At 69.5% G+C, this 26,763-nt stretch carries 22 protein-coding genes; 11 read left to right on the plus strand and 11 right to left on the minus strand.

What is annotated here, in order from left to right; translation table 11 throughout:
- Position 1: 1 nt before the first annotated feature.
- Entirely contained in the window at positions 2–1,585 is a 1,584-nt protein-coding gene (locus Q664_RS17020; RefSeq protein WP_043395982.1) for a leucyl aminopeptidase, read from the minus strand.
- Positions 1,586–1,697: 112 nt separating this feature from the next.
- Between Q664_RS17020 and Q664_RS17025 the strand changes: the two genes are divergently transcribed.
- The 3 genes from Q664_RS17025 (at position 1,698) to Q664_RS17035 (ending at position 3,910) form a co-directional block, all read left to right on the plus strand.
- Positions 1,698–2,591 carry a zinc dependent phospholipase C family protein gene (locus Q664_RS17025; protein ID WP_043395985.1) on the plus strand — a complete coding sequence of 298 codons (894 nt, stop codon included), beginning with the start codon at positions 1,698–1,700 and terminating at the stop codon, positions 2,589–2,591.
- Between the two features lie 99 nt (positions 2,592–2,690).
- Positions 2,691–3,467 (plus strand): sulfite exporter TauE/SafE family protein, encoded by a 777-nt coding sequence (locus tag Q664_RS17030; RefSeq protein ID WP_043395988.1) that lies wholly within the window; start codon positions 2,691–2,693, stop codon positions 3,465–3,467.
- Positions 3,464–3,910: a hypothetical protein gene (locus tag Q664_RS17035; RefSeq protein WP_075207455.1), complete on the plus strand. Its 447-nt coding sequence runs from the start codon at positions 3,464–3,466 to the stop codon at positions 3,908–3,910. Before Q664_RS17030 ends, Q664_RS17035 begins: the two co-directional genes overlap by 4 nt.
- Before the next feature lie 37 nt (positions 3,911–3,947).
- On the opposite strand, the gene Q664_RS17040 is transcribed toward Q664_RS17035, so the two are convergent.
- Together Q664_RS17040 and Q664_RS17045 are read right to left on the minus strand one after the other, a co-directional pair.
- Positions 3,948–4,817, minus strand: a complete 870-nt coding sequence (locus Q664_RS17040) for a tetratricopeptide repeat protein (protein WP_043395993.1) — start codon at positions 4,815–4,817, stop codon at positions 3,948–3,950.
- A gap of 8 nt (positions 4,818–4,825) precedes the next feature.
- Positions 4,826–6,412, minus strand: coding sequence for a helix-turn-helix domain-containing protein (locus Q664_RS17045; RefSeq protein WP_043395996.1), 1,587 nt, complete (start codon positions 6,410–6,412; stop codon positions 4,826–4,828).
- Between the two features lie 406 nt (positions 6,413–6,818).
- Here Q664_RS17045 and Q664_RS17050 point away from each other — a divergent pair, with 406 nt between their 5' ends.
- From Q664_RS17050 to Q664_RS17065, 4 genes are all read left to right on the plus strand, one after another.
- Positions 6,819–8,207 carry a M61 metallopeptidase family protein gene (locus tag Q664_RS17050; RefSeq protein WP_160174425.1) on the plus strand — a complete coding sequence of 463 codons (1,389 nt, stop codon included), beginning with the start codon at positions 6,819–6,821 and terminating at the stop codon, positions 8,205–8,207.
- Positions 8,208–8,294: 87 nt separating this feature from the next.
- Positions 8,295–8,552: a hypothetical protein gene (locus Q664_RS52205; RefSeq protein WP_052518250.1), complete on the plus strand. Its 258-nt coding sequence runs from the start codon at positions 8,295–8,297 to the stop codon at positions 8,550–8,552.
- A gap of 99 nt (positions 8,553–8,651) precedes the next feature.
- Positions 8,652–9,500 (plus strand): MNIO family bufferin maturase, encoded by an 849-nt coding sequence (gene bufB, locus Q664_RS17060; protein WP_043395999.1) that lies wholly within the window; start codon positions 8,652–8,654, stop codon positions 9,498–9,500.
- Positions 9,497–10,213: an HvfC/BufC N-terminal domain-containing protein gene (locus Q664_RS17065; protein WP_043396001.1), complete on the plus strand. Its 717-nt coding sequence runs from the start codon at positions 9,497–9,499 to the stop codon at positions 10,211–10,213. Before bufB ends, Q664_RS17065 begins: the two co-directional genes overlap by 4 nt.
- 66 nt (positions 10,214–10,279) lie before the next feature.
- Here the strand turns inward: Q664_RS17065 and Q664_RS17070 are convergent, their stop codons facing one another.
- The 5 genes from Q664_RS17070 to Q664_RS17090 form a co-directional block, all read right to left on the minus strand.
- Positions 10,280–12,646: a hypothetical protein gene (locus Q664_RS17070; protein ID WP_043396004.1), complete on the minus strand. Its 2,367-nt coding sequence runs from the start codon at positions 12,644–12,646 to the stop codon at positions 10,280–10,282.
- 177 nt (positions 12,647–12,823) lie between these two features.
- On the minus strand, positions 12,824–13,594 hold the full coding sequence (locus Q664_RS17075; RefSeq protein WP_052518251.1) for a hypothetical protein: 771 nt from the start codon (positions 13,592–13,594) through the stop codon (positions 12,824–12,826).
- Entirely contained in the window at positions 13,594–15,243 is a 1,650-nt protein-coding gene (locus tag Q664_RS17080) for a caspase family protein (RefSeq protein WP_043396007.1), read from the minus strand. The genes Q664_RS17075 and Q664_RS17080 overlap by 1 nt, the downstream gene beginning before the upstream one ends.
- On the minus strand, positions 15,240–16,049 hold the full coding sequence (locus Q664_RS17085) for a hypothetical protein (protein ID WP_043396010.1): 810 nt from the start codon (positions 16,047–16,049) through the stop codon (positions 15,240–15,242). Before Q664_RS17085 ends, Q664_RS17080 begins: the two co-directional genes overlap by 4 nt.
- A gap of 5 nt (positions 16,050–16,054) precedes the next feature.
- Positions 16,055–16,639, minus strand: coding sequence for an RNA polymerase sigma factor (locus tag Q664_RS17090; RefSeq protein WP_052518252.1), 585 nt, complete (start codon positions 16,637–16,639; stop codon positions 16,055–16,057).
- A gap of 125 nt (positions 16,640–16,764) precedes the next feature.
- Between Q664_RS17090 and serC the strand changes: the two genes are divergently transcribed.
- The 3 genes from serC (at position 16,765) to Q664_RS17105 (ending at position 20,698) form a co-directional block, all read left to right on the plus strand.
- Positions 16,765–17,853 (plus strand): 3-phosphoserine/phosphohydroxythreonine transaminase, encoded by a 1,089-nt coding sequence (gene serC / locus Q664_RS17095; RefSeq protein ID WP_043396015.1) that lies wholly within the window; start codon positions 16,765–16,767, stop codon positions 17,851–17,853.
- Positions 17,854–17,884: 31 nt separating this feature from the next.
- Entirely contained in the window at positions 17,885–18,442 is a 558-nt protein-coding gene (locus Q664_RS17100) for a chalcone isomerase family protein (RefSeq protein WP_043396018.1), read from the plus strand.
- A gap of 162 nt (positions 18,443–18,604) precedes the next feature.
- On the plus strand, positions 18,605–20,698 hold the full coding sequence (locus Q664_RS17105; RefSeq protein ID WP_043396022.1) for a M13 family metallopeptidase: 2,094 nt from the start codon (positions 18,605–18,607) through the stop codon (positions 20,696–20,698).
- A 3-nt stretch (positions 20,699–20,701) separates the two neighbouring features.
- Here the strand turns inward: Q664_RS17105 and Q664_RS17110 are convergent, their stop codons facing one another.
- Positions 20,702–21,736, minus strand: coding sequence for a PA0069 family radical SAM protein (locus Q664_RS17110; RefSeq protein ID WP_043396025.1), 1,035 nt, complete (start codon positions 21,734–21,736; stop codon positions 20,702–20,704).
- A 210-nt stretch (positions 21,737–21,946) separates the two neighbouring features.
- Here Q664_RS17110 and Q664_RS62670 point away from each other — a divergent pair, with 210 nt between their 5' ends.
- Positions 21,947–23,668 carry a L,D-transpeptidase family protein gene (locus tag Q664_RS62670; protein WP_043396028.1) on the plus strand — a complete coding sequence of 574 codons (1,722 nt, stop codon included), beginning with the start codon at positions 21,947–21,949 and terminating at the stop codon, positions 23,666–23,668.
- Here the strand turns inward: Q664_RS62670 and Q664_RS52210 are convergent.
- Positions 23,665–24,651: a M15 family metallopeptidase domain-containing protein gene (locus Q664_RS52210; RefSeq protein WP_052518253.1), complete on the minus strand. Its 987-nt coding sequence runs from the start codon at positions 24,649–24,651 to the stop codon at positions 23,665–23,667. The genes Q664_RS62670 and Q664_RS52210 overlap by 4 nt on opposite strands.
- Before the next feature lie 175 nt (positions 24,652–24,826).
- On the minus strand, positions 24,827–26,731 hold the full coding sequence (locus Q664_RS59100; RefSeq protein ID WP_160174426.1) for a TolB family protein: 1,905 nt from the start codon (positions 26,729–26,731) through the stop codon (positions 24,827–24,829).
- Positions 26,732–26,763: the final 32 nt, after the last annotated feature.

A 26,763-nucleotide genomic window follows, 5' to 3' on the forward strand; every position in this document is an offset into this window, starting at 1 on the left:
CTCAGGCCTTGGACTTGCCGCCGCGCGCCGGCTTGGAGGAGGGAGCCTCGGTGGCCTCGCTCCCCTCCAGCTGGCTGGCGCGGCGCCGCACGTACTCCACCAGCGTGCGCACGCCCACGCCCGTGCCGCCCTTGCCCAGGTAGCCCCGCTCCTTGGGGCTCACCGACGGGCCGGCGATGTCCAGGTGCACCCACGGCGTGTCACCGACGAACTCCTTGAGGAAGAGGGCCGCGTTGATGGAGCCGCCCCAGCGCTCGCCGGAGTTCTTCATGTCCGCCACCTCCGAGCGCAGCGCGTCCTTCTGCAGCTCGCTCACCGGCAGACGCCACATCTCCTCGCCCGCCGCGCGCGCCGCGTCCAGCACGTCGTTCATCGTGCCGTCGTGATCGCCGAAGGCACCCACGATGTAGTTGCCCAGGGCGACGACGCACGCGCCGGTGAGCGTGGCCAGATCGATCAGCACCGCCGGCTTGTGCTCGGTGGCCCACGCCATCACGTCACCGAGCACCAGGCGGCCCTCGGCGTCCGTGTTGGTGATCTCCACCGTCTTGCCCAGACGCGACGTGAGGATGTCGCCGGGCCGGTACGAGTTGCCCGAGGGCATGTTCTCGCAGGAGCCGATGAAGGCGTGCACGGGGAAGGGCGGCTTGAGCGCGGCGATGACGCGCATGGCGCCCAGCACCGCGGCCGAGCCGGCCATGTCCGTCTTCATCTCGATCATGGAGTCGGAGGGCTTGAGCGACAGGCCGCCCGAGTCGAAGGTGATCGCCTTGCCCACCAGCGCCACCGGGGCGTTCTTGGCGTGCTTCGCGTTCTTCGGCGTGTACTCCACGTGGATGAGCCTGGGCTCGTTGATGCTGCCCTGCGCCACCCCGAGGAACATGCCCATCTTCAGCCGCTCGATCTCCTTGCGGCCGCCCACGGTGATCTTGATGCCGGCCTCCTTCGCCATCTCCTGCGCGGCCCGGGCGAGCGCCTCCGGGTTGACGACGTTGGGAGGCTCGTTGACCAGGTCGCGCGCCCAGTTGGTGGCCTCGGCCACGCGCTGCGCGAGCGCCACCGCCTGATCGTGCTCCTTCGTCTTCTCCACGCCACCGGACAGCGCCAGCCGCACCGTGCTCAGCCTGGGCGCGTTCTTCTCCTCCTTGGCCGAGGACTTGTAGCGCTCGAAGCGGTAGGCACCCAGCTCCAGGCCCTCCACCACGGCGCGCAGGGCGGTGATGGCGTCCTGCGTCTCGGGCACGGAGAACACGAGCGTGCGCACCTTGAGCCGCTGGGCCGTCTTCGCGGCACGGCCCGCCGCCAGACGCAGCACCTCGGGGTTGTACTTGTTGCGCGAGCCCAGGCCCAGCAACAGCACGCGCTCGGCCTCGAGCTTGCCGTGCGCGTGCATCACGAAGGTCTGCTCGCCCTTGCCCTTGAAGCCCTCCTGGGTGGCGGCGGTGAGCAGCCGGCCCTCGAAGGCGGTGTCCACACCGGCCAGCGGCGCGGGCGGCTTGTCCCCGGTCTCGCCTTCGAAGAGGGGAATCACGAGCAGCTCGCCGCTCGCGCGGGCGGCCTCGCCGGAGATGAAGCTGTAGTTCACACGGGCTCCTGGAAATAGGGGGTCGCGACTGTAGCGCCATGAGTGTTTCAGGCAAGAACGGTCGAGCATTCCGTCATTGCATGGACGCCGCCGGGTGGCTACGTCGTGGCCCATGCCTTCGTTGCTGCTGCACCTCACGGCGATCGAAAGACTGGCGGCCAACCCGGGAGACCTGCCCGAGGACTTCGCGCGGGCCCTGACCGAGGACCTGGCCTATGCGCGCTTCGGCGCGGCGCTGCCGGACCTGCCCCTGTGCGAGGGCGTCCGGGGCGGACTGAGCGCCTGCTACTCGGGGCAGGAGTGGCCCCATTTCGCGCGGCTGTACCATGAGAAGGCGCCCGTGGGCATGGGCCTGAAGATGGCCGAGCTCGTGGCCGCCGGCGCGCTGGTGGGCACCGAGGCCGGGCTGGCGCTGCTGGCCGGCTACTTCACCCACCTGTCCCTGGATCGCGCGCTCCATCCACGGGTGGACAGTCTGGTGGTGCGCCACCGGCGCCGGGGCGAGCACGCGCTCGCGGCACACCGGCAGATCGAATGGACGCAGACGCTCTTCTACCTGCGCGAGCTGCACGGGGTGGACCTGGTGGGCAGTCCACGCCTGCGCGCGAAGTTCGAGGTGACCAAGAGCGCTGGCTTCCCGGTGAAGGGCATCGGCCGCGGCATCTACGAGCTGGTGCGGCTGGCCTCGCAGGAGACGCTGCAGCAAGCGCCCACCAAACAACAGTTGGACGGGTGGGCGCGGGGCCTCTACCTCGCGGGGCTCTATCTCTCCAGCCCCCTGGGGCGGATGCGCGCCCTGCCTGCCTGGTCACAGCTCAGCTTCCAGGAGCTGTACCGCAACGACTCGTTCGACTTCGCCGCCGAGGTGGAGCTCGCGGTGGAACAGGCCCGCGCGGTGTTGCGGCGTCTGCTGGCGTACATGGCGCGCGGCATCTTCACTCCGCGTGCCCGCGCGCGTTTCCTCCAGGAGTTCCCCGAAGGCACCATTGGTGCATGCGCCGCATAGGCGCTCGCCGCACGAAGAGCAACCGGCCGATCGAGCATCGGACGTCAAGGGGAATGCCGCTATCCGATCCGCGAGGCGGCCCCTATCCTCTTCGTGGGTATGACGCTTCTCCTCTTGATATCCGCCGGTGTCCTCGCGGGACTCACGGGCGCACTGCTGGGTGTAGGTGGAGGGGTCATCCTCGTCCCCACCCTGGTGCTGGGCTTCAAGGTTCCGCTGGAGGACGCCGTCCCCGCGAGCCTCATGTGTGTGGTGGCCAGCTCCTGTGGCGCGGCGGCCAGCTACGTGGAGCGTCGGCTCAGTGACATCCGCCTCGGGCTGACGCTGGAGCTGGCCACGGTGATGGGGGCCATCGTCGGAGGGCTGGTGGCGGGCCTGCTGGCCCCGGCGTGGGTGGCCCTGGTGTTCGGCCTCTTCACCCTCTACGTGTCGGCGCAGATGCTGCTGGCGAGCCCGCGGCCGGAGCAGTGTCCCGAGACGTACGTGCCCACCAACTACCCGCTGGGCATCTCCGGCTCCTTCGTGGCCGGGAGCCTGTCGGCGCTGCTGGGGGTGGGCGGGGGTCCGCTCAAGGTGCCCCTGATGAGCTACGGCATGGGGGTGCCCTTCAAGGTGGCCAGCGCCACCAGCAATCTCATGATCGGCGTGACGGGGGCGGCGAGCGTGGCCGCCTACGCCTGGCGCGGGCACGTGAAGCTCGACCTGGTGGCGCCGCTGGTGGTGGGGGTGCTGGCGGGTGCGTCCGTGGGCAGCCGGCTGATGCCGCGTGTGCCCACCTCGGTGTTGCGGCGGTTGTTCGCTCTGGTGCTGCTGGTGGTGGCGGCCCAGATGCTGTGGAAGGGGGGGGAGGGACTGTGGCCGATTCTGCCAAAATGACCCATGCAGCATCCTCCGTGGTGACGGGGGCCATTCCCATCAACCTGGAGGATTCCGTCCGAGCGAAGACGGCACCTCCACTGAATCGAGCGACCTCCGAGGTGCCCGTCATTCCGGGGGTGGCGGACACTCCGGCGCGCGCCAGGCGCGCGGAGGCGGGCGAGCAGTGGATTTCGCGGCTCCTCCGAGGGGGCGCCCTCTGTAGCGGAGCGCTCTTCCTCGCGTCCCTGGGGCTGGAGTTCCTGCCCCACTCCGAGACCGTGCACGTGGCCATCGACGTGCTGCGCAAGAGCGCGGCCTCGGCACTGCTGGTGACGCCGGTGGTGCGGCTGGTGGTGGCCGGCACCAGCCTGGGCCTCCGGGGCGAGTGGAAGTACGCGCTCTACGCCGCCGGAGTGCTGGGACTGCTCGCGGTGGCCGTGGGCGCGGGACTCCACGCCTGAAGAGTGGGGCTCACTTCTACGTACGTAGAAGTGGATTTCACACCCCGCGCGCGTCGAAGTGGGCCAGCACCTTCCGGGCCTTGGCCACGTCGTCGGCGCGTCCCTGCTCCTCGAAGAGCGGAATCACCGCCTCGATCTCGGCGCGCGCCGTCTTCCAGTCCTGCACGAAGGTGCACGCGATGCTCAGGTCCCACCGCGCCCGCGCCTCGTAGGCGTGATCGTGCAGCTGCTCGTACAGCTCCGCCGCCGCGTGCAGGTGCGGACGCGCCGCCTCATGGTTGCCCAGCAGGCCCTCGGCCTCGCCCAGCAGCAGCCGGCACAGCGCCAGCGGCTCCGGATCCTCTTCCTTCTCCAGCAGGGGCAGTGCCTCGGCGAAGCGCTTGCGCGCCGCCTCGTACTCACCCGCCTCCATGCGGATGTCGCCAATGTCCAGCAGCAGCTGGGCAATCCGCGGCCCGTTCTTCGCCTGCCGGTACAGCAGCAGCGCCTCCTGGTACTTCTCCTCGGCTGCTTTCGCCTGGCCCAGGGAGCGCAGCGACTCGCCGATGGCCGCTCGGCACAGTGCCTCGTTCTCCTGATCCTTCAGCTCGTTGAAGAGCGCCGTGGCTCCGGCGATGTGCTCGATGGCGCGCCGGTGGTCCTCGAAGTTGGCGCTCACCACCCCCAACCCGAAGAGCGCCTGCGCCTGGCCGTACTTGTCCTTGGCCGTCTCGAAGTAGCCCAGCGCCTCCTCGTAGTGGCGCCGGCTCTCGGCATGGTCCTCGAGCATGCCGTGCAGCTCGGCCAGGTGCACCAGCCCCTTGCCAATCTCCCCGGGGTCTCCGGTGATGCGCGTCACGGCGAGCGCGTTGCGCTGGGTCTTCAGGGCTTCTTGGATGTGGGCGCGTTCGGAATCGGAGAGGCTCATGGTGGGGCTCAGTGCTCCTCGCCCTTGTTGCGTCGCCGGGGCTGCTTGTCCAGCGAATCCGCACGGCCCGGGTCCCCGTTTCCGTTGCGGTGCTCGCCATTGCCGCGCCCGGCCTCGTGCACCAGCAGGGGCGAGAAGAAGCAATCCTTCTTGGTGTATTCGTCGAAGGAGAACGCGAAGCGATAGCTGGCCGCCGCGCGCTGGTTGCAGTCGGTGCGCTCGCAGAAGCGGCACGAGATGCCGCTCGGCACCGCGTCCTTGCGCAGATCCGTGGTGGGCAGCCCGTACGCCAGGTACTTGGCGTTCTCCGCGTGCGTCCCCAGGCCAATCGAATAGGCCGTGCCGCGCACGATGGAGCCCTCAATCGGCTGCAGCTGCACCTTGGCGAAGCAGAAGTACGAGGTGCCGTCCGGCATCATCGAGTACTGCCGGGTAATCTGCGACGGATTGAGGAAGGCCAGGTGCACGGCCCACTTGCCGCACGAGCCGCCGCCCGTGGCGAACTTGATGCCGGTGCCGCTGTAGCGCTTGGAGATGTTGCCGGCGATGTCCGAGCGCAGGAAGTGGAAGGGCAGGCCCTTGCGCTTGGGATCCGACAGGTTGCACAGGCGGTGCGCCACCGTCTCGTACGTGGTGCCGAAGAGGTTGGAGAGCAGCTCCACGTCGTAGCGCGTGCGCTCCACCTCCTTGAAGAAGTCCCCGTACGGCAGCATCAGCGCGCCGGCGAAGTAGTTGGCCAGGTTCACCTTGATGAGCCGATGCGTCTCCGCGTGCCGCGTGCGCATCGCGCCGACAATCCGCTCCACCAGCTTCTCCCGATCCAGCACCATCAGGCCGATGGACGCGGCGAGCTGGAACTTGAGCGGCTGCTCCGTCAGGTCCGGCGAGAGGATGAGCTCCTGGGTCTCGGGATCGAACCGGCGCACCACCGAGGAGCCGCTGACCGCGGACTCGAAGCGCACCCGGTAGCCGAAGCGCTCCTCCAGCAGCGGCACCAGCTGCTGGCTGGTGAGCAGGCGTCCCAGCTTGAAGTCGCGCCGCAGCGCCTCGGCCTGCTCCTCCAGCTCGGGGAAGTAGTTGTGGTGCGTCTGGAGGAAGTCGCTCACCTCGTCGAAGGGCGAGTAGTCGAAGCGCAGGCCCGCTCCGGACGAGCTGCCCGGCACTGCCTGTGTGCGTGCCTGCTCCTCGGCGTTGAGCTGCGCCAGCACGTTCTCCAGTTGGGTGCGCGTGTTCTTGTAGAGGTTGAAGAGCGCCGCCACCGTGCCCGCCAGCTTCGGCTCGGCCGACAGGCTCTGCAGCGACTCGGGATCGATGTCGAGGCTCTTGAGCAGCGGCTCGTCCAGCAGCTTCGCGAGCGCCTCGTCCACCCGGCCCTCTCCGAGCGTGGACATGAACTGCTCGGGGTCCTGATCGAAGTAGCGCAGGGCCTTCCACAGCAGCGGGAAGGGCATCACCCGTTTGCCCTTCTCGATGAGGTTCAGGTACGCCGGGGAGACCCCCAGGTCCTTCGCCGCGTCCGTCTGCTTGATGTTCCGCGCGAGCCTCAGACTGCGCAGCTTCAGGCCCACGTTCGCGTTGAGTGCGTTCTCGTTCATCTCTGCGCGTCCTGGAGGGGAGGTGTCACTCCCACTACCCAATCCCTCCGACACGGCCACTGTGCGGAGGCTTTTACCGATTTGCAATCAACGTTTTCGGGGGCGGGTCCCCCTGTTCTCGAAGGAACCCTGGAGGGCCCCGCCTCACGTCCCCGCGTGTTCAATAGCGGGTAAGTTGTTGATTTTACAGAGCTTGATGTGTGATGCCGCGTCTAGTAGCACAGGACAGGCCGCGGGTTGTCAAGATTTTACCTATAGCGTTTACCAACACGGGGACGGTGCGTCGGAGGGGCTGGAAGGTCGGGTGGGGGACAGGAAACCCGAGGGCGGGTCTCCCTCCGTGCTCGCGCTTCACCCGGAGTCCAAGGGGTTCACGATGCCTCCACTTAGGCCGGGTCTCTCCCTCGTGGCATGGGCCGCCCTGCTCGGGGCGCTGTGCTCCTGTCTCCCCGTGCGTCCGCCGCCTCCCCGCGAGGAGTCGGGCCTGTTGCGCTACCACGTCACCTATGTCCGCGAGCCCCGGCACGCCCTGGAGGTGGGGCTCGTCCGGGTGGGGGAGGGGGCTCCGCGTGACTTCCTCTTCTCCCAGCCGGGCGGCGTCGAGCGGGTGCGCGTTCTCGGACGGGATGGCTCGGAGCGCGAGCTGCCGGTGTCCGCCGAGGGCCACGTCCTCGTGCCGCCGGACACCCGCTCGTTGCGCTACCGCTACCCGCTGGACGCGAGGGCCCGTGGAAGGCACGCGGGCTTCTTCTCCGGCCTGGGCGAGGGGGATGCGTGGCATGTCGCGGGCCGCGCCTGGCTGCTGCGCCCGCGCTCGGTGGGCCCGGAGTCGCGCGCGGAGCTCGTGGTGGAGGGGGTGGACGCGCTGCTGCCCTGGGCGCCGGGCGCGAACGGGATCTACCAGCTGAGCGGCGATGATCTGGTGAACTCGGGCTTCCATGCCTTCGGCGGACGGCGGTGCACGGTGCGCCTGCCGGGGGGCGTGCTGGAGGTGGCGGTGCTCGGCCGCCCGTCACACATGGACGACGCGGCCCTCTGTGCGTGGCTGGAGCGGTCCGCTCGCGAGGTGCTGACGGTGCGGCACTCCTTCCCGTACCCGCGCGCCACCGTGAGCCTCGTCACCGTGCCGGCACGCGAGGAGCCCGTTCCCTTCGGCATGGTGCTGTGGAGCACGCCGCCGAGCATCTCGCTGCTGGTGGGCCAGGACGCGGAGCCGGCCGCCTTCACGCGCGACTGGGTGGCCGTGCACGAGCTCCTCCACCTGGCGCATCCGCCCATCCTCCCGCGCGTCGCGTGGCTGTCCGAGGGACTGGCCACCTACTACACGGAGCTGGCGCGGGCGCGCTCGGGCAGGCAGACGCCGGAGCGCGCGTGGACCGAGCTGCTGGCCGGCTTCGAGCGGGCGCGCCGCGCCGTGGGCTCGCGGACCATGGAGGATGTCGTCACCCGGGGCGATTCCTATCTGGGCACCTATTGGACGGGCGCGCTCGTCGCCCTGCACCTGGACGTGGAGCTGCGCCGCGTCACCGGCAACACGCGCAGCCTCGATGATGTGCTCGAGCGGCTCGCCGAGTCCGGCCCGGCTGCAACTTTCGACGCATTCGGTGCGGCGGTGGATGCCGTCGCCGGCCGGCCGCTCTTCCGCGAGCTGCTGTCCCGCCACCTGTCCCGGCCTGCTTTGGCCGAGCTGGCGCCTCTGTTAGAAGCGCTCGGCGTGGAGCCCGCGCCGGACGGAGTCAGGTTGGCGGGTGCCCGCGACAGCTCGCTGCGGGACGCCCTGGTGGCCCCGCGGTGAGGGGCCTGTAACCGGCAAATCCGTCGTGCGTATGACAGCGCGCGAGCTTCTCGCATCCGTTCCACCCCCGCAGTGAAAGGACACACCATGAACATCAAGACCATGGCCGCCATCGTTGGAACCCTCTCCCTCGGCACGCTCGCCACGGGCTGTGCGACCACGAAGCCGGCGGCGGCCGCCTCCGAGGAGAAGGGCAGCGAGTCGTCCTGCAAGGGCACCGCGGCCCCCAGCCAGGAGAAGGGCGGCGAGGCCCAGTGCAGCGGCCAGAAGGCCGGCACCACCGAGGAGAAGGGTGGCGAGCACAAGTGCGGCGCCAACGGCTGTGGTGGCGCCAAGCCGCAGTAACGAATAGCCCCCGGAGTCTCGGGGTTGTCTTCCGGGCGGCTGGGGCCTCTTCCCGCCGCCCGTGTCTTTTCATGGCCGTGTTTTCCTGGAAGAGCCGAGGTGCGGGTGAGCTACGCGCGCAGACATGGACTGAAGCCGCTCGGGGCGGGCATCGGGTTGCGGCGCGAGTTCTACGCGCGCCTCCCGGAGACTTCCCGCGCCCTGGACTGGGTGGAGATCATCCCCGAGAACTTCCTCACCCTGGGTGGCCGTCCGCGGCGCGCGCTGGATGCGTGCGTGGAGCGCTGGCCGGTGCTGCCGCACGGGGTGGCGCTGAACATCGGCGGGCCGGAGCCGCTCGCCGAGGACTACCTCTCGGGGCTGAAGGCGCTGGTGGAGCGGGTGGACGCGCCCTTCTTCTCGGATCACCTCTGCTACTCGCGGCTGCGGGGGGCGTACCTGCATGACCTGTTGCCGCTGCCCTTCTCGGAGGAGGCGGTGGAGCACGTGGTGCCGCGGGTGCGCGAGGTCCAGGAGCGGGTGGGCCGGCCCTTCCTGCTGGAGAACCCGAGCTACTACGCGCTCATGCCGGGGGGCACCCTGGACGAGGCGGCCTTCCTGCGGCACGTGGCCGAGGAGGCGGACTGCGGCCTGCTGCTGGACGTGAACAACGTCTACGTGAACGCGCGCAACCACGGGTATGACCCGAGGGCCTTCGTGGACGCGCTGCCGCTGGAGCGGGTGGTGCAGATCCACCTGGCGGGCCACGAGCAGCAGCCGGACGTCATCATCGACACGCACGGGGCGCCGGTCTGCGACGAGGTGTGGTCGCTGTACCGCTACGTGCTCGAGCGCACGGGCCCGGTGTCCACGCTGCTGGAGTGGGATCAGGACATCCCCTCGCTGGAGGCGGTGCTGGACGAGGCGGACCGGGCGCGCGCGGTGCTGGCGGAGGTGGAGTCGCGATGAAACCGGGGCTGCGTGGCTTCTTCGATTCGATGGAGCAGTACCTCACCCGGCAGGAGCCGGACGCGCTGGAGCGGCTGTACACGGCGCACCCGGGCTGGGACGCGCCGCGCTCGCGGGTGGCGCTCTACGGGCGGATGGTGCGCCACCACGTGACGTCCACGCTGGAGAAGCTCTACCCGCTGACGCGCGCGGGCGTGGACGCGGCGCGGTGGGCGGAGCTGGTGCGCGCGTACGAGGCCTCGAGTCCCTCGCGCTCCTTCGAGATGAACCACCTGGGCGAGGGCTTCCCGGGCTTCCTCGCGGACGAGGCGGCACGGCGGGGGCTGCCGGACTTCCTGCCGGCGCTGGCGCGCTTCGAGTGGACGGACTTCGCGGTGTACACGTCCCTGGAGCCGGTGCCGGAGCGGGTGGAGCGGCTCACGGTGAACCCGACGTTGGCGGTGCTGGAGCACCCCTTCCAGCTCTGCGCGTACGTGCGGCGGCAGGGGAGGGGACAGCCGGAGGCGGGGCAGGAGATGGCGCTGCTGTGGCGTCACCCGGAGCGGCTGGTGACGATGTTCCTGGCCGCGAACGACCGCTCGCTGCTGGCGGTGAAGATGGCGCTGGAGGGACTCACGCCGTCCCAGGTCTCGGCGGCCACCGGCGTGGCCGAGGCCGACATCCGCGCCGCGGTGGAGTCGTGCGTGGCGGACGGCCTCGTCCTGTCGCCTTGAAGCCCCACCGGGCGGATGGCTTCCACCCGGTGGGGGTGGCTCCGGTTCGCACCGGAGCCGGTACCACTACTTGATGTCCGGCTGGCAGGTGTTGCTGCCGCTCGTGCCGGTCACGCACTTCAGGCCATCGCAGCACGCCGAGACGGCGCCGCACGCCTGACCGAAGCCGGAGCACGGCGGGGTGCAGGTGCAGCTGCCGCCCGCGCAATCGCCACCGGTGGCGTTGTCCAGGCAGCGCAGACCCTCGCAGCAGGGAGCCACCGTCGAGCACGCCTCGAAGGACAGCTTGCACACGGGGATCGCCTGGCAGAGGCAGGCTCCGTCCACGCTACAGGGGATGGGCGGATCCTGGTTCTGCTGCACGCACTGCAGGCCGTTGCAGCAGGTGCCGGCGCCGCTGCCACACGACTCCTGGTCCGTGCGGCACCCGTTGCTCACCAGGTAGCTGGCCCACTGGGCGATGTGGTTGGACGTGTTGATGTCCTGGAAGGGCAGGGCGAAGGCCGTGTAGGACGGATCACCCGAGCCCACCTTGTCCGGATCCACCGCCGCCATCCACAGCAGGGTGCCCCAGGGGTTCTCGCCCGAGGCCGTGACGGGCTGGCGCAGGCCGTACTTGCGCGAGGAGGAGAACGTCACCCACATGAGCCGGCTGGTGTCACCGCTGTTGCCGCGCGTCACGAAGGGGCTCCACTTCGGGTAGCTGTTGGTCAGGTTGGTCGTCGTCTTGTCCATCACGCCGCCCTTGTTGGCGTTGGCCAGCTCCACCGGCGTCGCGTTGGTCTCCAGCTTCGCGGCCCACAGCTTGGCGGACGGGTCCGTGTCGCCGTTGCAGTCCGTGTGTGCATCACCGGAGGGGCACACGGACTCGTTGTAGACGAGGAACGAGTTGTCGGGCGCGATGGCCGGGTAGAAGCGGTTGCGGCCGCTCTGGGACGGCACCACCGTCACCGGCTCGTTCCAGCCGCCGCCCGTCTTCTCCGTCACCATCTTGATGGAGCCCTTGAAGCTGCGCTGGTTCGTGCCAGCCTGGCCCATGGACATGTAGGCGATCGTCTTGCCATCCGCGCTCCAGTCCGGGTGGTTGGCGGGGTTGGTCGAGGTGCCGGTCCCGGCGATCTCACCCTCGTAGGCGGCGGTGTCGCCGTTGAAGAGCTTCAGCGTGTAGCGGCTGGAGCCGCTGTCGGCGTAGACGCCGACGAACTTCGTGCCATCCGGGTTCCACGACTCGAAGTTGCTCAGCTTCGTGCCACTCTGCGCCAGGTTGACCTTGTCCGTGGAGGCATTGAAGGAGGACAGGTCGATCAGCGCGAGCCGGCCGTCGTTCTGGCCGTTCACCTCGGCCACCAGCTTCTTGCCGTTGCGGCTCAGCGCATGGCAGCCCACGCAGCTGACGCTGGTGTTGATGTTGCTGGCCCGGAGCGCGGCCGTGGCGGTCGCGGCGCCGGTCCCGGCGAAGTCATAACGCATCACGCCGGTGCCACCGGACGTCGTCCAGTAGTAGAGGGCGCCCTTGATCTCCGCGCGGGCGAACTGGATGGAGATGGGATCGGAGACGCCCACCGTGCCCGAGCCCGTGTCGTCCGTGGCGCGCACGATGAGCCGCACCGGCAGACCACCGCGGTTGCTCTCGGCCAGGAACTTCCACACGTTCTCCGCGGGCGTGTAGATGCAGCCGCGCTGGCCCGACGGCACCGCGCCCGAGGGCGGCGTGAAACCGCTGGGCAGGTAGCAGCGCAGGTAGACGCGCACGTCGGTGATGGTGTTGGTGAACTGGAGCTCGAAGAGCGAGTTGGTGCTGGGGCCCGACAGGAAGTGGATCTCCAACTGACCCAGGTTGGGCGGCACCATGACGCCGTGGTTGGGGTAGACGATCTGCGGCTTGCGCGCGGCATCCACCGCGCCGCCGAAGTGGTCTCCCGGGTTGGCGGGCACCGGCGTGGAGCCGCTGGGCACCGTGGGGTCCGACACCTTCTGGTCCAGCTTCACCGTGATGTCGGTGGAGACGGACTTGGTACCGATGCGGGCGCGAACGAAGCTGGTACCACCCACGGTGGTGCTCGAGTTGAAGGTCGAGCCGAGGAAGAGTCCCAGCCGCGTATCGTCGATGCTGAGGGTGGCCTTGCTCGTCACGTCCTCCGTGCGTCCATCGGAGTACGTGCCCATGACCGTGAACTTCTGCGAGGCGGCGGTGCTGCCCGAAACGACGATCAGCGGCTTGGTGGGGCTGATGGAGAGCGAGCCGAGCGTGGGATCATCGTCAAGACCCCCGTCGCCGCCGTCCGCGCCGTTGCCACCACCATCCGGTTTGTCATTGGGCCCGCCGTCCGTCGTGATGCCGCCGTCGGGACCGTTGGGATTGGGACCACAGGAACAACCAGACAGCGTGGCCGCTGCCACCAGGATGCCGATGAGCCAGGTTTTCTTCCACATGGCCCGCTAGCGTAACTCTCTTTCAGACGTCTGGCGCGTGCTTCGTGGATGGTGCCCTGGTGGGCATCCATCCACAGCACAAGCTTGAAACGCGGTCGCAAAGAGACGGCTGTCGTCACACGGTTTCCCACATCATGAGACTGAATTCGTGTTGTCTGCCGTGCGGTCGGCCGAGCGTTACGGAGGGGAAGGGCCGCGCTCCGTGGTGTCGGGAGGCAGTGGAGCCTGGCACTGCTCGTCCCGGCACGTGAGGCCCGGCGCGCACTGCTCCTTGGAGAGGCACTCCACGCACCGGCCGTTCGAGGCGCACAGGGCGCCGTGCTCGCAACCGGAGGTGGCGCAGCCGCGGTTGAGGATGTCCTCGTCATCGCCCGAGCCGTCCGAGTTGGGCAGCTGGATTCTCACCTCCTTGGACTCGCTCTCCTTCACGCACGTCTCGGTCGTCCTCACTGGGAAGCCGGTGGCGGAGGCCTCCAGCGTGTAGCAGCCCTCCGGAAGGGGACCCACCCGCAGGGTGCCGTCCTCCGCGAGGGGCTGTCGCTGGAAGGGCATGCCCGTCACGGACACCCATCCCTCCACCAGTGGCTGGCGCCCGGGTGCGTGCACGCGCAGCTCGAGGAATCCGGCCGCGCGGGGCACCACCTCCTCCAGGCGCGCGGAGCCGCCTCCGGGCACCACCACCGGCAGGCGCACCGCCTTGCTCGCGGAGGCCACGATGAAGAGCTCGCCCGGGCCGGCCGGCACGCGCTCCAGCACGAAGGTGCCGTCCGTGGCCACGGTGCTCCGCACCTCCGGGCGGCCCACCAGTGACACCAGGGCCACCGCCGGGTCGGCCTCGGTGAGCTGGCCGCGCACGGTGCCCGTCCGGAAGGGGGTGTTGTCGAAACCCCCGCATGCGCTCACGACGACGGCGAGAGCCATCAGCACGCTGTAGGTGATCTGGCGCATCAGAAGCGGTATCCCACTCCGGCCCATCCGCCGGCGAAACCCACGGCCTGTCCCTGCCCATCCACCACCACGTACGTCACCATCAGCTGCGTCTGCGCGCTCAGCTCCAGCCGCTCGCCCAGCCGCCACGCCACACCCCCCACCACGCCGGGGCTGACGGTGAAGTACTGCTGCCCACCGGTGAAGGCCTCCGTCTGGAAGGACCGCTGGAGGAACAAAGCGGCCACACGCGGGCCCGCATAAAGCGACAGCCGCTCCCACCGCCACGTGTAGGGCACCGCCGCCCCCATGGACAGCGAGGTGTAGGTGAAGGGCACCGAGGTGCCGGGTACCAGGTGGAGGTGCTGCCGCCCCCGGCCCCCGCTCAGGTCGAAGACGAGGCTCAGGTCCGGCAGCGGGCGCTCCTCCAGCCGCAGCACCAGCGCCAGCTCCGGCGAGGCGGGCAGCAGCTCGTTCCGGCTGCGCGCGTCCACGAAGGAGAACATGCCTCCCATCACCGACAGCGAGCGCCTCGGGAAGGTCTCCGACAGCAGGCGCTCCAGCGGCAGCCGCTCGCCCGCGGCGATGTCCACCACCTCGCGCAGCAGGACGTCATCCCCCTTGGTGAGCTCCACGGTGCGCCGGCCCGGCGGTACCGCGGTGCCTCCGGGCAGCTCCGTGCGCGACTCTCCGTCCACCTTCAGCGTGAAGCCGTCCAGCCGGGGGTTGTACGAGAAGAGCTCCGGGCGGCCCGTCCGGTCGATGTGGCCGGAGAGCACCACCGGATCCGCTCCCACCTCGAGGATCTCCGCCGAGGGCCGCTGCCGCCCCTGCGTGAAGGCGTAGGTGCGGCGGCGCGCATGGTCATGCGCCTCGGTGGCGGTGACGGCGCCGTCGGAGTTGCGGTCCGCCGCGCCGTTGAGCCCGTCGATGAGGAAGTGGGTGTAGATGTCGTTGCGCAGCCCCTCGTCCTCGCGGGCCGTCTCGCCCCAGTCGCAGGCGGCGAACACCATGGAGGCCCGGCTCGACTCCTCGAGCGGGCGTGCGTAGAAGCCCGACTTGATGCCGGCCAGCTCGGCCTCCAGCTCCTTGGGCAGCAGCGACTTGCCGCTGCCGCTGTGGCAGGTGGCCAGCACCATGAGCCGGCGGCGCGAGGGCAGTTGGTCGAACTCGGACTTCAGCTCGTCCATGGGCAGTGCCGTCTGCGAAATGGCCCGGAACGAGGCGTCCGTGGTGACCAGGTAGCGCTTGAGCTCGCCCCTGCCGTCGCGCGCCAGCGTGCCGTGCGCGGAGAAGTACACCACCACCACGTCATCCGGCCGCGTGGCCTCCTGCCGCAACTGGCGGAGCGCCGCGAGGATGGCGGCCCGGGTCGTCTCCTCGGGGCGCGACAGGACGCGCACCGAGTCGAAGTGGCCGCGCGCCGGGTCCCTCAGCGCCGAGGCCAGGTCCTCCGCGTCCTTGGTGGCGTAGCGCAGGTCCCTCCACTGCGTGTCCTGGAACTGGGACACGCCCACCAGCAGCGCCAGGCGCCGGGGCGCATAGGCCGTGGACAGCGCGCGCTCGTCCACCTTCACGGACACGAGTCCGCCCTTGTCGCCCTTCTCGAGCGAGCCCGGGCCCGCGCAGGCCGCGAGCACCGCCAGCAACGTGAAGATGATGCGTGTCACCGTGGGCTGGGATTCTGCCCTGTTCCGCCGCGGACGTGGAGGTCGAACCGGGTGATGGCCAGCACCGGACGCTCCCCCATGTCGCCGTGGGTGAGTGCCTCGCGCACCTCCTCGGGAGGTGGCACCTGGGCCGAGGGGAAGCCCACCAGCCACAGGGTGAGGGGGCCGGACTCGCCCTCCAGGCTGATGCCCACGAGGCCCTGGGGGCCTTCCAGCTCATGGGTACCGGCGGAGAGGGGGAAGCGGCCGAGCAGCTCGGGCTCGGCGTCCGCGCGCCGCTGGAAGAGGAGGGCCTCGCCGGCCTCGGTGGCGTGGTAGCGCAGCACCAGCACGTCCTGGTCCGAGGCGCTGCCGCCCGGATCCATCCGGCGCAGGTGGCCATCCGGCTCGCGGGCCACCACGGAGGTCTCCAGCGCGAGGGTGCCCACGCCCTTCACCCCATCCCAGGCGCCCTTCACCTCGCTGGGAGGCCGCACCTGGGCGCGGGTGAGGACGACGAGCCCCGCGAGCCCCGCCGCCACCGCCAGGGCCGCCGCCACCCTGCTCCAGGGCCGGGCGGGCTCGCGCAGGCCGCGGCGGACGCGGGCGTAACCCACCTCGTCCAGCCGGGGAGCCTCCTGCCGGGCGGGCGCGAGGTGGAGCAACAGGGCGTCCACCTGCCCATCGAGCAGCCCGGGGCCGGGCGTCTTCGCCAGGAAGTCCATGCATGCCTCGCACGGGTGGGCCAGGTGCTCGCGGAAGTACGCCACCGTCTCCGGCTCACCGGTGGTCAGGGCGCGCAGGGCTTCGGTATCCAGGTGTCTCATGCGGACTACTCCCACCGTCCGGCGAGCACGCGCCGGAGCAGCTCCTGCTTGATTCGGGCCCGGAACCGCTCCAGGCGCATCGTCACGGCGCTCTTGCCCACCCCGAGCTGTTCGGCGATCTCCCGGGCGGACAGCTGGCCCTCGACGTAGAAGAGGTAGACGGTCTTCTTCTCCTCGCCCTCGGGCAGCTCGGCGATGAGCTGGCGCACCACGGCCATGTCCCGCTCGAGCTGGAGCGCCTCGGGCACCACGGAGGCGGTCTCCGGCTGGGGATCGGAGATCTCCTCGTCCATGCGGCGCTTCTGGCCCTTGCGCTCCAGGCGGGTGCGGGCCCGGTTGCGGGCGATGGACAGGAGCCAGGCCTCGAAGGCCGCCGGCTCCTTGAGCCGGGGGAGCGCCCTGAAGGCGCGCACGTAGGTCTCCTGAATCACGTCTTCCACCTCATCCGCGTCCAATGGGGCGAAACCGGCCGTCAACCGGGCCACCTGGGGCCGGGTCCGCCGGTAGATCTCGCTGAAGGCGGGTGCCTCCCCTCGCATGGCCCGCACCACCCATTCCATCAGCTCCCGAGAGGAACCCAACCGGCTCATGGACCCCCCCAGTAGCACGGCGGCCACACGCCGCCAGGTGGACGGACGCCGCTCTTCCCGCTTCCCCTGCGGGGGGCGTGGGGCACAATGTCCGGGCGGTTGTTCATTTTCGTGAGGACTCGACCATGCGCGTCATCAACTTCAACGCCGGACCCGCCGGGTTGCCCCTGCCCGCCCTCGAGCGTGCGCGGGAGGAGCTGCTGGATTTCCAGGGCTCCGGAATGTCCATCATGGAGCACAGCCACCGGGGCAAGGAGTACGAGTCCGTCCACAACGAGGCCATCTCCCTGCTCACCGAGCTGTTGGGCATCCCGGACACCCACCAGGTGCTGTTCCTCACGGGTGGAGCGTCGCAGCAGTTCGCCCAGGTGCCCATGAACTTCCTGCCCCCGGGCGCCAGCGCGGACTACCTGATGACGGGGGTGTGGAGCGAGAAGGCCTACGAGGAGGCGAAGCTGGTGGGCCAGGCGCGCATCGCCGCCACCACGGTGCTGCCGGACAAGCGCTATGTGCGCGTGCCCCGCCAGGACGAGCTGCAGGTGGACCCCCGCGCGGCCTACGTCCACCTGACGAGCAACAACACCATCTACGGCACGCAGTGGCACCGCTGGCCCGAGGTGGGCGACGTCCCGCTGGTGGCGGACATGAGCTCGGACTTCCTGTGGAAGCCCATGGACGTGAGCCGCTTCGCCTTCATCTACGCGGGGGCGCAGAAGAACCTCGGCCCCTCGGGCGTACTGATCGCCGTGGCGCGCAAGGACTTCATCGCCCGCGGCCGCAAGGACATCCCGAAGATCTTCCGCTACTCGACCCACGCGGAAAACAACTCGCTCTACAACACGCCGCCGACCTTGGCCATCTACCTGTGCCGCAACGTGTTGGCCTGGGCGAAGCAGGTGGGAGGCCTGGCGCGGTTGGAGGCGTGGAATCGCGAGAAGGGCGAGCTGCTCTATGGGGCGCTCGACAAGCACGCGGGCTTCTACCACGCGCCGGTGGAGCGCGAGTCGCGCTCGTACATGAACGTGGTCTTCAAGCTGCCCACGCCGGAGCTGGATGACCGGTTCGTGGCCGAGGCGAAGAAGGCGGGCATGGTGGGCCTCAAGGGGTACCGGACGATGGGCGGCATCCGGGCGTCCACCTACAACGCGGTGACCGTGGACAACGTGAAGGCGCTGGTGTCCTTCATGGAGGAGTTCGTCCGGAAGAACGGCTAGGGTTCGCCCCTCCACGCTGTCAGGAGGGGTCATGAAGAACACCACGCTGTTCGCCGTCGTGATGGCCGTCGTGCTCGCGCTACCCGCCGCCGCCAAGGAGGTCTCGGGCGTGCAGTTCCCCGAGACGCTCAAGGTCGAGGGGAAGGAGCTGAAGCTCAATGGCGCGGGCCTGCGCAAGAAGCTGGTCTTCAACGTGTACGCGGCCGGCCTGTACGTGGAGAGCCCGTCGCAGAGCGCCCAGCAGGTCGTCGAGTCGGACCAGATGAAGCGGGTGCGCATGTCGATGCTGCGCGACCTGGACAAGAAGGCGATCACCGAGGCGATCGTCGACGGGTTCAAGAAGAACTCGAAGGACAAGCTGCCGGCGTTGCAGCAGCGGCTGGACACGTTCACGTCGGCGATTCCGGACGTGAAGAAGGGGGACGAGCTGCTACTGACGTACGTGCCGGGCAAGGGCACGACGATCGAGAGCAAGGGCGGGCAGAAGATTTCGGTGGAGGGGAAGGACTTCTCGGACGCGCTCTTCTCGGTGTGGCTGGGGAAGAACCCGGTGGACGAGAGCCTCCGGGACGGAATGCTGGGGAAGTAATAACCCTCCACCGAGCACAGCACCCCTCTCCCCCCGGGAGAGGGACGGGGTGAGGGTGCCGAGCGTCCCGGGTTGAAAAGTCCGTGTCATCCAGACGTTGCGGCGGGCCGTGTGCCGGGTAGGGTGCGGCCCGCTTCGATTTCCCACAGGGAGAAACACTGGATGAGAAAGGCATTGCTCGCCGCTTGTTGCCTCGTGGTGTCCGCCTGCAAGACGGCGGAGCCCGCGCCCACGCCCCCGGCCCCGCCGCCCCCGCGGGAGCAGCCGGCGCCCGAGGCGAAGCCGCTGCCGCCCGGACTGGATGGCGCGGCGCTCAACGAGCAGGCGAATCCGTGCGAGGACTTCTACGAGTACGCGTGCGGCAACTGGGTGAAGAACACGGAGATCCCCGCGGATCGCCCGCGCTGGTCGCGTGGGTTCGACTCGATCGCCGCGCGCAACGAGGAGATCCTCCGGGAGCTCCTCGAGGCCGCCTCCACCGGCAAGGCCCCCGAGGGGACGCCGTATGCGCAGAAGCTGGGTGACTACTACGGCGCCTGCATGGACGAGGCGCAGGTGGAGGCCTCGCTGCCCGCGCTGAAGACGGAGCTGGCGAAGCTGACGGCGCTGAAGAGCACGAAGGAGCTGGCCCAGGTGGTGGGCACGATGCACGCGCGCAGCGTGTTCCCGCTCTTCCATCTGAGCTCCAACAACGACCTGAAGGACGCCAGCCAGATGATTGGCGAACTGGACCAGGGCGGGCTCGGGCTGCCGGACCGGGACTACTACCTGAAGGATGACGAGAAATCGAAGGGGCTGCTCACGGCCTATGGGGAGCACCTGAAGAACCTCTTCGTGCTGCTGGGTGAGACGCCGGAGCAGGCGGCGAAGAGCGCGGCGTCGGTGCTGGAGACGGAGACGGCGCTGGCGAAGGCGTCCCTGACGCGCGTGGAGCGCCGTGAGCCGAAGAACCTCTACCACCGGCTGGAGCGCAAGGGCCTGAAGGCGGAGGCGCCGGCCTTCCCGTGGGACGTGTACTTCACGGCCGCGGGCGCCAAGGACTTGCAGACGATCAACGTCACGCACCCCCCCTTCTTCAAGGAGGTGGAGCGGCTGGTGAAGTCGACGAAGCCGGAGACGTGGAAGCCATACCTGACGGCGCACTACGTGCTGAGCGTCGTTCCGGCGCTGCCCAAGGCCTTCCAGGAGGAGCGCTTCCGCTTCACCTCGCGGAACCTGACGGGCGCGAAGGAGGACGTGCCGCGCTGGAAGAAGTGCGTGCGCTTCACCAACAACGCGCTGGGCGAGGCGCTGGCGCAGCCCTTCATCGCCAAGACGTTCGGCGCGGATGGCAAGACGACCACGCTGCAGATGGTGATGGAGATCGAGAAGTCCTTCGAGCGCAACCTGGACACGCTGGCGTGGATGGACGCGCCCACGCGCGAGCAGGCGCTGGTGAAGGTGCGGAAGATCGCCAACAAGATTGGCTACCCGGACAAGTGGCGCAACTACGATGCGCTGAAGGTGGAGCGCGGCTCGTTCCTGGGCTCGTGGGTGAGCGCGTCGGCGTTCGAGCAGGCCCGGCAGTTGGCGAAGATCGGCAAGCCGGTGGACAAGGACGAGTGGATCATCCCACCGCCCACGGTGAACGCCTTCTACAACCCGGCCCTCAACGAGATCATCTTCCCAGCGGGCATCCTGCAGCCTCCGTTCTTCAACCGCGAGGCGACGGCCCCGGTGAACTTCGGGGCCATGGGCATGGTGGTGGGGCATGAGATCACCCACGGCTTCGACGACGAGGGCCGCCAGTACGACGCCGAGGGCAACCTGCGCGACTGGTGGACGCCGGGCTCGGACAAGGCGTTCCGCGAGCGCGTGGCCTGCGTGAAGGAGCAGTACGACGGGTACACGGCCATCGACGAGCTGAAGGTGAACGGGGCGCTGACGCTGGGCGAGAACGTGGCGGACCTGGGTGGCCTGAAGCTGGCGCACGCGGCCATGGAGGCGTGGCTGGCGAAGGACCCGGAGGCTGCGAAGCAGGTGAATGGCTACCGCTACACGCCGAGCCAGCAGCTCTTCCTGGGCTACGCGCAGTCGTGGTGCTCGAAGTACCGGGATCCGTTCGCGCGGCAGATGGCGATGGTGGATCCGCACTCCCCTCCGCACTGGCGGGTGAACGGCCCGTTGGGGAACCTGAAGGAGTTCCAGCAGGCCTTCCAGTGCCAGGAAGGCACGAAGATGGTGCGCCCGGCCGCGCAGCGCTGCGAGGTCTGGTAGCGCTCAGAAGAAGCTGAGCTGCGTGCCCGGCTTCATGGGGCGGCGGAAGGTGCTCTCCTTCTCCGCCCCATCCCAGGGCCACTCGCTGTTGAGCCCCACACGGCGCACGGTGGTGTTGAAGAGCTGGTGGAGGGTGTCCGCGTAGAGGCCCTCGCCCCGCATGCGGACACGGAAGCGCGCGTCGTTCAGCGCTCCCCCGCGCGTCTCTCGGATGCGGTGCAACACCCGCTCGGCACGCAGGGGGAGCTTCTCGCGCAGACGCTCCTCGAAGACGGCCTGCACGGGGCCCGGCAGCCGCAGCAGCGTGTAGAAGGCGCGGGTGGCGCCGGCCTCGCGCGCCGCGGTGAGCACGCGCACCATGTCCTCGTCGTTGAGCCCGGGGATGACGGGGGCCACCGCCACGCCCACCGGGATGCCCGCCGCCGCCAGCCGCTCGATCGTCTGGAGACGCCGCCGGGGCGTGGCCACGTACGGCTCCATGGCGCGAGCCACCTGCTCGTCATGGAAGGGCAGGGTGATGCACACCGACACCCGGGCCTCCTGCGCGAGTGTCTCGAGCACGTCCAGGTCGCGCTCGATGAGGGGCCCCTTGGTGATGATGCCCACGGGGTTGCGGTACTCGGCGCAGACCTCCAGGCAGGCGCGGGTGAGCCGCAGCGAGGCCTCGAGGGGCTGGTAGCAGTCGGTGACGCCGCTGAAGGCGACCGTCTCGCCCTTCCAGCTCTTGCGCTCGAAGGCCGCGCGCAGCAGCTCCGCGGCCTGGGGCTTCACCACCAGCTTCGTCTCGAAGTCCGTGCCGGCGCCGAAGCCGAGGTACTCGTGGTAGGGCCGCGCGTAGCAGTACGCGCAGGCATGGAGGCAGCCCCGGTAGGGATTGACGCTCCAGGTGAAGCCGACGTCGGGGCTGTCGTTGCGCCCGAGCACCTCGCGGCTGTGATCCTCGAGCACCTCCAGCTTCGCGGGAGGAATCTCGTCCAGGTACTCCACCGCGGTGGTGTCCCAGGGGTTGGTCGGGTTGGAGATGGGACGGGGCTTCACACTCCCAGACTGGGGCTGAAAGGACGTTCAGTCAAGGCTCGATTGGCGGGGTGGTGGCCAACGTGGACGGTCAGGTAGGCGAGCGGGCGAGCCTGCTCGCCTGCCTCGTACCGCGGGGGTGCCTACCGTGGTCCCATGCGTTTCTGGCCTGCCCTCCTGTGCTGCTTGCTTCTCGGGACGCCCGTCCTGGCCGCCGGGGAGGAGGTCCCCATGCCCCTCGAGTCCGCGGTACGGGCGCGGGTGGCACGGACGCCGGAGGAGGCGTCCGAGGCGCTGCTCCGTTTCTACGAGGCGCGGGGCTTCCAGCCGGCGTGGTTCTCCCAGGATGGCTCGGTGCGGCCCCAGGTGGACCAGTACCTCGCGGCGCTCTGCGAGGCGCCGGTGGAGGGCTTGTGGCCGGAGCGCTACCACCGCTCGGCGCTCGACGAGGCCGTGCGCCGGTTGACGCTGGGGGGTGCTCCGGAGGGCGCGTGGGTGGAGGTGGAGGTGCGGTTGACGTCGAGCTTCCTCACCTACGCCTCGCACCTGTTGACCGGGCAGGTGTCCCCCCGGCGTTTCGCGTGGCGGACGAAACCTCCGGGGGACGTGGATCTGGCGACGGTGCTGGAGGGGGCGCTCGTGAGTGGGGACCTGGCTGGCGCCCTGCGGGAGCTCTCCCCGAGCCATGAGGGCTTCGTGCGGCTGAGGGAGGCGCTCGTGCGCTACCGGGCCCTCGCGGCGGAGGGGGGCTGGCCGCTGGTGCCCGAGGGAGGACTGCTCCAGCGGGGGATGAGGGGCCCTCGGGTGGCGGTGTTGCGCGAGCGGCTGCGTGCCACGGGAGATCTCCCTCCGGCTCCCGAGGAGCGGCTGCTCCATCCGGGCGCTCCCGCCGTGGGCGTGGTCCCGGTCACGGAGGAGCTCATTCGCGCGTCGCTGGAGGGCGAGGCGCCCGTGCCCGCCGGGGTGGGCGTGGCCACCGGGGAGGGGCCCGGGGAAGTCCTGCCCGCGCCGGAGGAGTTCTTCGACGCGGAGTTGGAGGAGGCGGTGAGGGCCTTCCAGCGGAGGCTCGGGCTGGAGGTGGACGGGCTGGTGGGCCGCAATACACTCCGGGCGCTGCGGGTGCCCGTGGAGGAGCGCATCGCGCAGATGCGGGTGAACCTGGAGCGATGGCGCTGGGTGCCCCGGTCGCTGGGGGTCCGCTACGTGGTGGTGAACCTGCCCGCCTTCGAGCTGGAGGCGGTGGAGCAGGGGCGGCCCGTGCTGAAGATGCGGACCATCATCGGGACGCGGGACTGGCGTACGCCCATCTTCATGGACGAGGTGGAGTACCTGGTGCTCAATCCGGTGTGGTACCTGCCCTCCGGCATCTCCACGAGGGAGGTGCTGCCGAGGCTCCAGGAAGATCCTGGCGCGGCCGAGCGGATGGAGCTGACCATCTACGAGCGGGCCACCGGGGCGCTGGTGGACCCTTGGGCGGTGGATTGGAACGCCGTGGAGGCCGGGGCGCTGCCCTACCGCTTCGAGCAGTCGCCCGGAGACACCAACCCGTTGGGACGGGTGAAGTTCATCTTCCCCAACCGCTTCTCCGTCTACCTGCACGACACGCCCAACCCGGCGCTCTTCGAGCGGACGCACCGGGCCTTCAGCCATGGCTGCATCCGGGTGGAGGAGCCGGTGCGGCTCGCGGACTTCATGCTCCGGGGGCACGGGGGCTGGACGCGGGAGTCCCTGGCGGCGGCGATGGAGGCGGGTGGCGAGCCCCGGCGGGTAGTGCTGCCCGCGCCGGTGCCGGTGTACCTGCTCTATTGGACGGCCTTCGTGGACGCGGAGGGCCGGGTGCAGTTCCGGCCGGACCTCTACCGGAGGGATCCGGAGGTACGGCGGGCGCTGGCGCTGGAGACGCCGCGAGTGGCGGGCGAGTCGCCAGCGTCCTGCGGAGGGGTACGCGGTTAGCGCTTGCTCCAGCGGGCCGGGGTGCCGCGCACGTCGATGTGCACGAAGGGCCCGTGGACGCGGTTGGCGCGGTAGACGCCGTAGCCACCGATGAGCTCGGGCACGCGCTGCTCCACGCGGTCCACGGCACGGGCGAGTACCTCGGCGTCCTTCACGTCGACGCGCCCGTTGCCATCGAGGTCATCCATCTCCCCATCGCCATCATCATCGAGCCAGACATCGGCCGCGTCCCCGTAGGTGTGACGGCTGAACTTCGCGCGGCCGTTCTCACCGGGTCCGTTGTACTGGGGCGTGCGGAAGCCGCTCATCACATGGAGCCCCTTGGCGGGATGGCCCTGGGCGCGCAGCTCCTGGAGCACGAGCTCCAGCTTGTCCACCAGACGCAGGTCGAGCACGAGGTACTTGGGCCAGACATGGGCCTGATCCTTGGTGAGGAAGTGCCGGAGCTTGAAGTGCTCGGAGACGGCGAAGTCCTGGTTCTCGCGCGTGACCTCGATGAGGAGCTCGGGAGGGGCATAGCGGCCGGAGCGGCCAGCGGTGCGAGCCGGCCAGCGCCCGATGCGGTAGCCGTTGAGCTGCGTCTTCGAGCCGTCGAAATGAACGGGGGTGATGACGGCGTGCGGGCTGGTTTCCGTGCCCTGAGCGGAGGGAGAGAGCCGCCAGACGCCGGGCTGGGCCGGAGCCCTCCATCCCTCGTTGGAGATGGACGCGGGAGCCTGGGTGTTCGAGCCCAGCGCCAACCAGCGGGCCTCCTTCACGTCCTCGCGGACGGCGAAGTGGGGCTGGAGCGTCTCGCCGGGGGGCACGACGACGGCGCGCAGGGCACCGCTGTGGCCACGGGAGACCAGCTCGACGGGCGTGGACGGAGCCACGACAGGAGCGGGTTCGGCGGCCATGGCGTACTGAGCCACGAGGAGCAGCGCGGCGACGATGAACAGGATGGCTGAACGGCTGAGGGGCAGGCGGCTACGGGATGAATTCACGCGGACTCTGAGCAACTGGCCGAGAGGGGGAATTCCCCCGGCCTCCCTGGCTGGACTCCAGGGCAGGGTGGGTGCTCGAAAGGACTCGGAAAATGACATGGCCGGCGACTCCTCCTCGGGAGAGGGAGGAGACACCGGCCATATGTGACGGGTTCCCCGAGGGGAGCGTCCTGCCTCAGCGGATGACGGGGACGATCTCCTTCGTCCACTGGGCGATGTGATTGGAGGTGGTGATGTCCTGGAAGGGCAGCACGAGGGCGGGGTAGCTCGGGTCCTCACCGAGTGCCACCTTGTCCGGGTCCACGGCGGAGATCCACAGCAGCGTGCCGTTGGGGTTCTCATCTCCACCGGGGAGCGGGTTGCGCAGTCCGTACCGGCGGCTGGAGGAGAAGGTGAACCACTGCAGCCGCGAGTTCGGCTCCCGCGTGCGCTGGTAGAGGAAGGGCGCCCACTTGGGGAAGGAGCTGGTGAGGTTCGTTCCGGTGTCGCGCTTGCCGGGAGCATTCGCGCGGGCGAGCTCGATGAGCGGAGCCCCCGCCTCGGCCTTCACGGCGAAGAGCCGCGCGGAGGGATCGCTGTCCGCGTTGCAGTCCGTCCCGGAGGTGCCGCTCGGGCAGGTGGACTCATTGAAGAGGAGGAACGAGTTGTCGGGCGAGATGGCCGGGTAGTAGCGGTTCTTTCCGTCCACGGCGGGCGCGAGCGTTACCGGCGCGCTCCAGCCCGAGCCGGTGTGGCTGACCATCTGGATGGCGCCCTTGCCGAAGCGCTGGTTGGTGCCCTTCACCCCCATCATCACGAAGGCGATCTTCTGCCCGTCCGCGGACCAGTCCGGGTGGCTGACCGGGTTGGTGCTGCTGCCCGTGCCCGTGAGGCTCTGCGCCTTCTTGCCGTTGTTGCCGTCGAAGAGCATCAGGTTGAAGTCGGTGGCGCCCGAGTCCGCGTAGACGCCCACGTACTGCGAGCCATCCGGGTTCCACGACTCGAAGATGCTCTTGTCCGGAGAGCTGGCGCCCGCGTTGTAGGGGACGAGCAGCGTCTTGCTGGCCACGTCCATCAGCACGAGGCGCCCGGAGTTCTGGCCGTTGGCCTCGGCGACGAGCTTCTTCCCGTCGCGCGACAGCGCGTGGCAGCCGATGCACTCGCCGTTGGCGACCTCGGGACCGGCGAACTTCTCTCCCGTGAGCTGCGAGGCGCTCGAGAAGTCGAAGCGCATGATGGCCGAGCCGTTGGAGGTGGTCCAATAGTAGAGGCCGCCGGTGAGGTCATCGCGCGAGAAGGACACGGAGAGCGGCGTGGACGTGCCCACCTGCGCGCCCGCGTCGTTGGTGCCGCGCAGGGTGATGGAGACGGGCTCGCCGCCGCGGTTGGTCTGGGTGAGCCACAGCCAGGTGGCGTCATCCGGCCGGTAGATGCAGCCACCGTTCAGCGGCTGGGTGCAGCGCAGGTAGACCTTCAGGTCCGTGACGGCGTTCTGGAATGACAGCTCGAAGAGGGTGTTGCCGCTGCCCGGCAGGAAGTGGAGCTCCGCCCCGCGCATGTTGGGGGGCATGAGCACGCCGTCATTGGGGTAGACGAAGTCCGGCTTGCGCGTGTCACTGGGAGGGCCGGCGAAGGGGCCCGCCGGGTCCTCGGGCAGCGAGGTGGAGGCCGGATCCTTCACGCTCGCCTGGAGCTTCACGGACACCTGTGTCGTCCCGCGCACGCTGCCCGCGAGGGCGGAGATCGTCGTCACACCGCCCTGGTTCTTGTAGGTGGTGAAGGTGCTGCCCGAGAAGCCCCCGATGAAGCCGTTCTCCACCGAGAAGCGGACCCGTGTGGTGATGTCGCGCGTCCCGCCGCTGTCGAAGGTGCCGATGGCCTTGTAGGTGAGCGAGGCGGGAGTCTTCCCGGCCTCGATGAGGAGCATCTGATCCGCGGGCTCGACGCTGATGGACTTCAGCCCGGGGAGGGGCTCGCCACTGCCGGTGGTCCCACCGTCGGCCGATGGGCCGCCCGGGCCGTTACCTCCGTCGTCCTCGCATCCGGTGGAGGCGAGGAGGAGCACCGCGAGCAGGGTGGAGAGAAGAGCGGGAATGCGCATGGGGCGCATTCTGGCCATGAAAAACGAGAGGC

This window comes from Archangium violaceum Cb vi76 (genome assembly GCF_000733295.1).
Lineage (GTDB): Bacteria > Myxococcota > Myxococcia > Myxococcales > Myxococcaceae > Archangium > Archangium violaceum.